Origin of the sequence: Patulibacter sp. NPDC049589 (assembly GCF_040675535.1) — a bacterium.
GTDB lineage: Bacteria > Actinomycetota > Thermoleophilia > Solirubrobacterales > Solirubrobacteraceae > Patulibacter.
Genome location: NZ_JBFAPC010000206.1, coordinates 1 through 8,577 on the forward strand (window position 1 = coordinate 1; position 8,577 = coordinate 8,577).

At 77.6% G+C, this 8,577-nt stretch carries 7 protein-coding genes; 6 read left to right on the forward strand and 1 reads right to left on the reverse strand.

What is annotated here, in order from left to right:
* Positions 1-256: 256 nt before the first annotated feature.
* Positions 257-2,695, forward strand: a complete 2,439-nt coding sequence (locus AB0L40_RS24735; protein WP_364360953.1) for a hypothetical protein — start codon at positions 257-259, stop codon at positions 2,693-2,695.
* A gap of 88 nt (positions 2,696-2,783) precedes the next feature.
* Here the strand turns inward: AB0L40_RS24735 and AB0L40_RS24740 are convergent, their stop codons facing one another.
* Positions 2,784-3,272: a hypothetical protein gene (locus AB0L40_RS24740; protein ID WP_364360955.1), complete on the reverse strand. Its 489-nt coding sequence runs from the start codon at positions 3,270-3,272 to the stop codon at positions 2,784-2,786.
* A gap of 218 nt (positions 3,273-3,490) precedes the next feature.
* Here AB0L40_RS24740 and AB0L40_RS24745 point away from each other — a divergent pair, with 218 nt between their 5' ends.
* The 5 genes from AB0L40_RS24745 to AB0L40_RS24765 all read left to right on the forward strand — a co-directional run bounded on the left by AB0L40_RS24745 (position 3,491) and on the right by AB0L40_RS24765 (position 8,449).
* Positions 3,491-3,844 (forward strand): hypothetical protein, encoded by a 354-nt coding sequence (locus AB0L40_RS24745; RefSeq protein ID WP_364360957.1) that lies wholly within the window; start codon positions 3,491-3,493, stop codon positions 3,842-3,844.
* Positions 3,845-3,984: 140 nt separating this feature from the next.
* A complete protein-coding gene (locus AB0L40_RS24750) occupies positions 3,985-4,320 on the forward strand; it encodes a VOC family protein (RefSeq protein ID WP_364360959.1) in 336 nt (111 codons plus the stop codon).
* Between the two features lie 322 nt (positions 4,321-4,642).
* On the forward strand, positions 4,643-6,163 hold the full coding sequence (locus AB0L40_RS24755) for an MFS transporter (RefSeq protein WP_364360961.1): 1,521 nt from the start codon (positions 4,643-4,645) through the stop codon (positions 6,161-6,163).
* Between the two features lie 57 nt (positions 6,164-6,220).
* On the forward strand, positions 6,221-6,820 hold the full coding sequence (locus AB0L40_RS24760; RefSeq protein ID WP_364360963.1) for a PRC-barrel domain-containing protein: 600 nt from the start codon (positions 6,221-6,223) through the stop codon (positions 6,818-6,820).
* Positions 6,821-7,003: 183 nt separating this feature from the next.
* Positions 7,004-8,449: an alpha/beta hydrolase gene (locus AB0L40_RS24765; protein ID WP_364360965.1), complete on the forward strand. Its 1,446-nt coding sequence runs from the start codon at positions 7,004-7,006 to the stop codon at positions 8,447-8,449.
* The last annotated feature ends 128 nt before the right edge of the window (positions 8,450-8,577 follow it).

Sequence of the window (8,577 nt, forward strand, 5' to 3'; positions counted from 1 at the left end):
CTGAGGGCACGGGCGGCCGGTCGCGACCGGCCGCCGCTCCGGGGCCGGCGCACCCGCCGACCGGGGCCGGCCGCCGTCCTCCGGCGTCCCGCGACGGGTCGGCCCCGGCCGCCGCGGCCCGGCCCGTCCCCGGCGATCGGAGCACCCGGTCGCTGCCGCGTCCTCCGGCCTCCGGCGGAGGACGACCGGCTCGGCGCCGGCGCAGACGTGCTTGCATGACCCGGTGCGTGTGTGGAGCCCAGCGCCGGCCTTGCCGGTGCCTCGTCGTCGGTCCCGCGCGGCCTCGCTGGCCGTCGTCGGCCTGCTGGCCGTCGCTCCGGCCGCCGCGTCCGCCGCGCCGTCCCCCGCCCCGCCGGGCGCCCCGTTCTTCCTGCGCTACCCGACCGACCAGCTCGGCGTGCCGGGCGACGTCGAGACCGGCGAGCTGACGCCGACGAACAGCCTCTTCACCGGGCGGCTCGAAGTCGCCCTGCGCTCCGGGACCGGCATGCGCCCCTGGACCGGGGGCCCGCGCCACCTCGACGAGACCGGCCTGCCCGTCTACGACTGGGGCGACGTCGCCGGCCCCGTGCGCACCCACGCCACGGCCTTCGCGGTCGAGTCCGCCGGCGTCCCCGTCGTCCACCTGCGGGTCGTCGTCCACAACGTCACCGGCGTCCGCCGCCCGTTCGGGGCCGGGATCGACGTCGGCTGGCTCGGCGCCGGGCTGGCCGAGACGCTTAAGGGCGACCTCGTCCGCGCGCCGTACCGCTTCCCGCGCGGCGTCGTGGCGGCCAGCCCCGGCCTGCTCCAGCAGCCCGGCGACGCCTTCGACCCCACCTGGACGAGCGCGTGGGACGGGGACGTGCTGACGCGCTCCGGCTCGCCGCTGCTGAGCGCGCGGACGCCCGGCGTGGGCGGCGGGCCGGGCAAGCCGGCCGGCCCGGGAGCCACCGTCGGGCCCGGGCCGACGGTCGGGACCACCGCGCCGGAGCCGACGACGGCCACCGGGCCGACGGTCGACGCGGCCCCGCCGGCCGGCGGGGCCGGGACCGGTGCCGCGGCGGGGACCACCCGCGCGGTCGGCAAGGGCGCGTCGGTCCCGAGGACCGGCACGACCGCCGAGCGCACGACCGCCGCGCTGGTCACGCCCGACAGCGTCACCGGGCGCCTGCGGCTGCGGGGGACGCTCCGCCCGCACGGGACCCGCACGATCGACGTGGTCGTGCCGCTGCGGGCCGTTCCCGCCGGGCACCCCGCGCTGGCCGACGGCTGGGGGCCGGCGATGCAGCGACTGCGCGCCGCGTGGCGCCCGCGGCTGGACCGGGCGATGTCGCTCAGCACGCCGGACCCGGCGCTGGACCGCGCGTGGAAGGCGGGGCTGCTGACGATCCTGACGTCGCGCTACCGGGACCCCGAGGGCCGCTGGGTCCAGACGCCCAACAAGTTCCAGTACCAGGCGTCGTGGATCCGCGACACCGCGATGATCGCCCACACCCTCGACCTCGTCGGCCTGCACCGCGAGGCGGGCGAGGACGTCGAGTACCTGACCCGCTGGCGGGACTGGACCGGCCTGCTGCAGTCGCGCGACGGGCAGTTCGACGGCATGGGCCAGGCGCTGTGGTCGTTCGGCGACCACGTCGCCCGCAGCGGCGACCTCGCGACGGCCGAGCGCCTGCTCCCGGTCGCCGACGCCGCGATGGACTGGGTCACCAAGCGCCTCGTCGCCGACCCGCAATGGATCCTGCCGCCGTCGGACCCCAAGGACGACGACGAGCACGCCGTCGGCCACGCCACCGGCGACCTCGTCTGGCTGGCCGGGGGCACGCGACGGGTCGTCGCGCTCGCCACCGCCGTCGGTGACGAGGACCGGGCCCGCGCGTGGACCGCGATCGCCGACCAGGTCGCGGCGATCGCGCGGCAGCGGACGGCCGAGGCGGCCGTCGACGGCGTCGTCCCGTCCGTCCTCGACAACCCCGCCGGCCGGCGCTGGGGCGAGCTGTGGCTCGCCTGGCCGACCGGGCTGATGGCGCCGAGCGACCCGCTGGTCGTCCGCACGATGGCGGCCGCGAAGGCCGACGAGCACGAGGGCCTCGCGCTCTGGGGCGGGCGGCTGCACCTGTACCTCGGCCTGCGGCGCCTGCACACCGAGCTGCTCGCCGGGCACCGCGACGACGTCGTCGCCGGGCTCTACGCGACGCTCGCCCACCTGACCTCGACCGGCGGCACCTGGGAGCAGGGCACCGCGCCCTACGGCAGCCGCGAGGTCTACCGCGCGCTCGGCCCGCACGCCTGGGCCGCCGCGGACCTGATGTCCCTCGCCCACGACATGCTCGCGCGCGAGCAGGGCGACGGCGTCCGGCTGCTGGACGCCGTGCCGCGCGCGTGGCTGCGCGCCGGCAGCGTCACCCGGGTGCGCCGCGCCCACACGTCCTTCGGCCCGGTCGACGTCGAGCTGCGCGCCACCCGCACCGGCGCGGTCCTGCGCTGGGACGCCGACGTGCCGGCCGGGACGCCGCTGCGCTTCCGCGCGCCGTCCGGCACGACCGCCGTCCGCCTGCCCGGCCTGCGCGCGGGCCGGCGCGAGCTGCTGCTGCCGGGGCGCCGCGGGACCCTGAAGCTGCGATGGAGGACGGGCGCGACCGTGCGGGGCGCGCCGACCACGGCGACGGTCAGCGACGCGCTGCGGGCGGCCTACGCGCGGCGGGGGCGCTGAGGCCGGGCCGCGGCCGTCGCCCGGGGCAGGCCTGGGCCGTGCGACTCACTGCCCGGATCGGGCCGGGGCCGTGCCGTGCGGCCCGGCGTCAGCCGTCGGCGCCCGCGGCGTCGCGGACGACCGGCCCGAGGACCGACGCGTCGACGCCCGCCGCCCCCTCGCGCAGGCGCCGGAGGCCGGCCTGCGCGCCGCCGTCGCCGGCGTGCTCGATCGCGGCGTCGAGGGCCGACAGCAGGCGGGCCGCCGTCCGCTCGTCCGCCGCCCGGGCCGCGGCGGCGGCGCCGTCGGTGGCCGCGGCCACGGCGCGCGCGGCGGCCTCGCGGCCCTCGGGCGTGATCGCGAACGGCCCGTAGCCGCCCTTGCCGGGCGCCGGCGGCGCGACGTCCAGGTAGCCCCGCTCGGCGAGCGCCGCGATCGGCGCCGGCAGCAGCTCGTGTGGGTCCGCCACGTACGGGGCGACCGCGATCGGCGCGGGGTTCTGCGGGATGAACATCGGTGCGAAGCGGTGCCCGTCACCGCCGTCGGCGTCCGCGATCCGCAGCAGGATCGGTGCGAGGTCCTGGTCCAGAGAGGCCATGGGGGCACGGTACCCGCCCGGCACACGCGGGATCCAGACCGGCCCGCCGCGCGCCGGTGACGACCGGGACGTCCGGCGATCCGCGGGATCCACGACGAACGACGGCACTTCGTGACGACCGGGACGTCCGGCGATCGACGGATCCAGGACGAACGACGGCGCTTCGTGACGACCGGGACACCCGAGGACCGGCGGATCCCGGCTAGGCTCGGCGGGTCATGGCCGACGCGGAGCGCACCTACACCGCCGAGCACGTGATCGCGGCCGCGCCGTGGGACGTGTTCGAGCTGCTCGTCGACGCGGAGCATCAGGGCCAGTGGCGCGACCGCTGGGAGACCCACGCGCCCGTCGTGTCCGACCGCGCCTACACCCACGTCCGCTTCGAGGACGGCCTCGAGCTGGCGCTGGAGCCCGAGGGCGCGGGCACGCTCCTGACCGCGACGCGCACCCGCACCGGCGAGGGCCTGACGGGCCGGATCGGCCTGCTCTTCCAGAGCCGCTCGCGGGTCGAGTCCGAGATGGAGGCCCAGCTCAAGCGGATCGGCGCGTCGGTGGAGTTCGGCGCGATCTGAGGCGTGCCCCACGGGGCACCGGGCCAGGCCGGCCGCTCCGGCGGCGTCGTCGACGCGCTGGCCCCGCAACGCGACGGGCGAGGTGCCGCGACGCGAGCTGCGAGCCTCCGTCCGTACCACCCGACCCCGGAGCCCGCCCGATGACCACCGAGCGCCTCAGCACCGTCCTGCCCGTCGCCGACCTCGCCGAGGGGGTCGCGTTCTGGACCGCCGCCCTCGGCGCCGAGCCGACCTTCGTCGACGGCGACCGCTGGGCCCAGTTCGACGTGGGCCCGCACCGCCTGGCCCTCGCCGGCGCGGACCGCACGTCCGACACCGCCGGCGTCCTCGTGAAGGTCGACGACCTCGAGGCCACCCGCACCGGGCTGATCGCCGGCGGCCTGACCGTCGGCGCGATCGAGACCGGCCCGCACGAGCGCCGCTGCACGGCGACCGCGCCGGGCGGCTGGATCACCACGTTCTACGTGGCGGCGTAGGCGCGGGCGGGCGGCGGACGCGGGCGGGCGGCGGACGCGGGACGGCCGGCCCACGGTACGGGCCCGTCCGCGGGACTGGTCGAGGTTCCATCGCCGTGAGCGAGGGAATCGCAACCACCCCCGACAAGAAGCGCCGGGTCCGCGGGACTGGTCGAGGTTCCATCGCCGTGGGAGAGGGAATCGCAACCACCCACGCCCCGGCACCGCCCCGGCGCCCCGCCGGCCTGTCCGGGTAGGCGCCGCCGTTACCTCCCGGGTCATCGACCGGGGACTCCCCGCGGAGCATCGTCCTCGGCATCGACCGACCGACGAGGAGCACCGCATGAGCACCGCCACCCCACCCGCCGCAGGCCCGGCCCGCCGATCCGCCCGCGGCGGCACCGCACCCGGCCCGTCCGCCGCGGCCACGCCCGGCACGACGGCCGGCCCCGCACCCGCGGGCGGCCTCTCCGCGGCACCCGCCTCCGCCGCCTCGGGCCTCGGCCTCGTCGTCCTGCTGACCGCGTTCTTCGTCGTCACGCTCGACTTCTTCATCGTCAACGTCGCGCTGCCGTCGATGCAGGCGGACCTCGGCGCCGGCGGCGGCGCCGTGACGATCTGGGTGGCCGGCTACGCGATCGCGGTCGGTGCCTTCCTCGTCCTCGGGGCGCGGCTCGGCGACCGGCTCGGCCGGCGCCGGATGTTCCTCTGGGGGCTGGCGACGTTCACGCTCGCCTCGGCGGCGTGCGGCGCCGCGCCGGACCCCGCCTCGCTCGCGGTCGCCCGGATCGCCCAGGGGCTCGGCGCGGCGCTGCTGACCCCGCAGGTCCTCGGCACGCTGACCGCGACGACCGAGGGCGAGGCGCGCGTCCGCGTGCTGACGATCTACGGGCTGACCGCGGGCCTGGCCGCCGTGAGCGGCCAGCTGCTCGGCGGCGCGCTGATCGACGTCGACCTGCTGGGCCTCGGCTGGCGCGCGTGCTTCCTCGTCAACGTCCCCGTCGGTCTCGCGGCCCTGGCGCTCGCCGGCCGCGTGGTGCCGGAGACCCGCGCCGCCCGGCGCCTGGCGATCGACGGTCCGAGCGTCGCGATGCTCGCCCTCGGGCTCGGCCTGCTGGTGCTGCCGCTGGCCGAGGGCCGCGAGCGCGGCTGGCCGCTGTGGTGCGTCCTGGCGATGGTCGCCGGGGTGGTGCTGCTCGCGGACTTCGCACTCCGGCAGCGCACCCTGGCCCGCCGCGCGGCCGACCCGCTGGTCGACCTCGCGATGCTGCGCGACCGGACGTTCGGCGTCGGCACCGTCCTCTGCTTCGTCGTGCAGACGGGGATCGCGTCGTCGTTCTTCGTCCTCGCGCTCGCGCTGCAGGGCGGCTTGGGCCTCGACCCGCTCGAGTCGGGCCTCGTCTTCACGACGCTCGCCGTGGGGTACGTCGGGTCCTCGATCGCGGCGCCGGCGCTCCAGGCGCGCTGGGGCCGCGGGTTGCTGATCGCCGGCGCCGGCGTCTCCGCCCTCGGCGAGGCCGCGCTGGCGCTGACCGCCGGGCAGGCCCACGCCGGCGGCTCGGTCGCGGCGCTGATCCCGGGCCTCGTCGTCGCGGGCGTCGGGATGGGGATGGTCTTCGCGCCCTCCGTCAGCCTGGCGCTGGCCGAGACGGACGGCGCGCGCTCGGGCGAGGCGTCGGGCGTCATCACCACGGTCCAGCAGATCGGCGGCGCGGTCGGCGTGGCGCTCCTGGCGATCGTCTTCTACGGCGCGCTGGGCGACGGCGACGTGCCCGCGGCCTTCGCAGCGGCGTCGTGGTGCCTCGTCGGGCAGTCGCTCCTGGTGGGCCTCCTGGCGCTCGGGCTGCGGCGGTCGGCCGGCTGAACGCCGTCCGTGACGGACCCGTCGCTGGGGACCGCTCCGGCTGGGTAGACGCAGGCCATGCGCGAGATCGAAGCCATCGAAGATTGGAAGGGTCAGGACGTCGTCGACCTGGCCGAGCAGAAGCTGGGCAAGCTCGAGGACGTGTGGTTCCGCATCGACGGCGCCGAGCCCGTCCTGATCTCGGTCAAGAGCGGGCTGCTCGGCCGCAAGCGGCATCTCGTCCCGCTGACCGGGTCGACGGTGACCCGGTCCTTCGTGCGCGTCGCCTACACCGGCGATCAGGTCTCGGCCGCTCCGCAGAACGACGACGACGCCCGGCTCTCACCCGCCGAGCTCGCCGCGGTCCGTGAGCACTACGGCGTGGACGTCGACGGGGCCGACGACGTCGAGCTCGAGTCCGGCGACGCGCGCGGCGTCCGGGTCCGCGCGGCCCGTGAGGCCCGCGCCGCGGCCGACGAGGCCGAGACCGCCGCGACCCGCGCGGCCGAGGCGGCGACCGCCGCCGCCGAGCGTGCCGAGGCCGCCCGGGCCGACGCCGAGGAGGCCCGCCGCAGCAGCGACGCGGCCGCCGCCCACGCGACGAAGCTGCGCGCCGAGGCGGACGCCGCCAAGGTGCCCGAGACCCGCAGCACGATCCCGACGGGCATCGAGGACTGACCGACGGCCCGCGTCACGGTGGCCCGACGTCTGCTGCGGCCGGGGGCGAGGGCGGGGAGGCCACGCGGGAGGCGGGGACGCCACGCGGGAGGCGCCCCGGACACGATCTCCGACACGTCCGCGGCCAGGGAGAGGCGGATCCCGCCCTGTCCGCCGGACTCGTGCGCCCGTAGGGTTCGGGGCGTGCGACTGCTCCGTCCGGCCCGCCCAACCCCGGACCGGGGCCGGCGCGCGTCGCGGCTCGTCGCCCTGGCGGCCCCCGTGGTCCTCGCCGGCGCGCTCGCGTCGCCGGCCGCCGCGGCGCCGAAGGTCGCCCTCGACGGCGGCACCGTTGCGCCGCTCCCGGTCTGCGGGACGACGCAGCCCGTCCACCGCGTCGCCACCGGCGCGGCCCTGCGCCTGATCGCGCCCGCCGCGAAGACGACGAAGGCCCGCGCCGCGCGCAGGGGCTCGGCGGTCACCGTCGAGCGGTGCACCAACGGCGTCTGGAAGCCGCTGCGCACGATCACCCTCGGGGCGCGCCGGCGCGCGCTGACCGCGGGCATCGTGACGAACGACGACGCGACCGGCGACCTGCGCGTCCGGGCCCGGGGCCGCGACGGCCGGAGCGGTGCCGCGGTCTACGCCCGGATCGGCGTCGGCGAGATCGTCGACGTCCCGATCACGGTGCGCGTCGTCAACCAGAACCGCACCGCGATCCCGTGCCTCGGCGCCCCGGACGGCAAGACCTACACGCTGCACGGCAGCCTGGTCGCGCCGCGCGCCGAGCTCGACGCCGCCCAGCCGGCCGTCGCCCTCTACGTCCACGGGCTCGGGTACTCGAGCTTCTTCTTCCGCTTCGGCGACGTCCCCGGCTACGACTACGGCCTGGAGCAGGCGCGCGCGGGCCACGCGTCCGTCGTCATCGACCGCCTCGGCAACCCCGCACACGACGACCTGCCCGACGGGAACGCCACCTGCATCCCGGCCCAGGCGGACATGGCCGACCAGGTCGTGAAGGCCCTGCGCTCCGGCGACGTCCGCGGCGTCCCGGGCGCCACGCCGCGCTTCCGCCGCGTGATCCTCGCCGGCCACTCGCTCGGCGGCTTCATCACCGAGGTCTCCCAGTACTCGTTCGGGAGCGCCGACGCGATCGCCGTGATCGGCTACACGGACATCCCGTCGGTCCTGGCCCTGGCGACGTTCGCGCAGGCGACCGTCGACTGCGCCACCGCGCCGCGGCGCTCCCACGGCGGGACCGGCGCGCCGAACTACGCCCCGTTCGGCCGCACCGACGACGACTTCGCCGCGGGCCACTTCCACGACATCGACCCGACGGTCCGCCGCATCGTCCTGGCGCGCCACAACGTCGACGCGTGCGGCGACCTCCTGTCGGCCCTGCAGACGCTCGTCGTCGACCAGGTCGCGACGCGGACGTCGATCACCTCCCCGGTGCTCGTGATCTCGGGCGCCAACGACGCGCTGTTCTCCCCGCCGACCAACCAGATCCAGGCCTCGACGGCCTTCCCCCGCTCCCGCCAGGTCTCGTTCGTCGAGCTGCCGGACACGGGACACGCGGTCACCCTGGGCCGGACCCACGAGGCGTTCCGCAAGGCGATGGACGCCTGGCTGCGGGACAACGGGGCTTGAGCGGCGGCCGCCGGCCGGGCGGGCGGCGGGCGGGCGGGCGGCGGGCGGGCGGCGGGCCGGCGGACGTGCCATCGAGTACGACGGCAGGTGGATCAGCAGCGGCGTGCCGAGCTCGCGCAGGTGCTCGA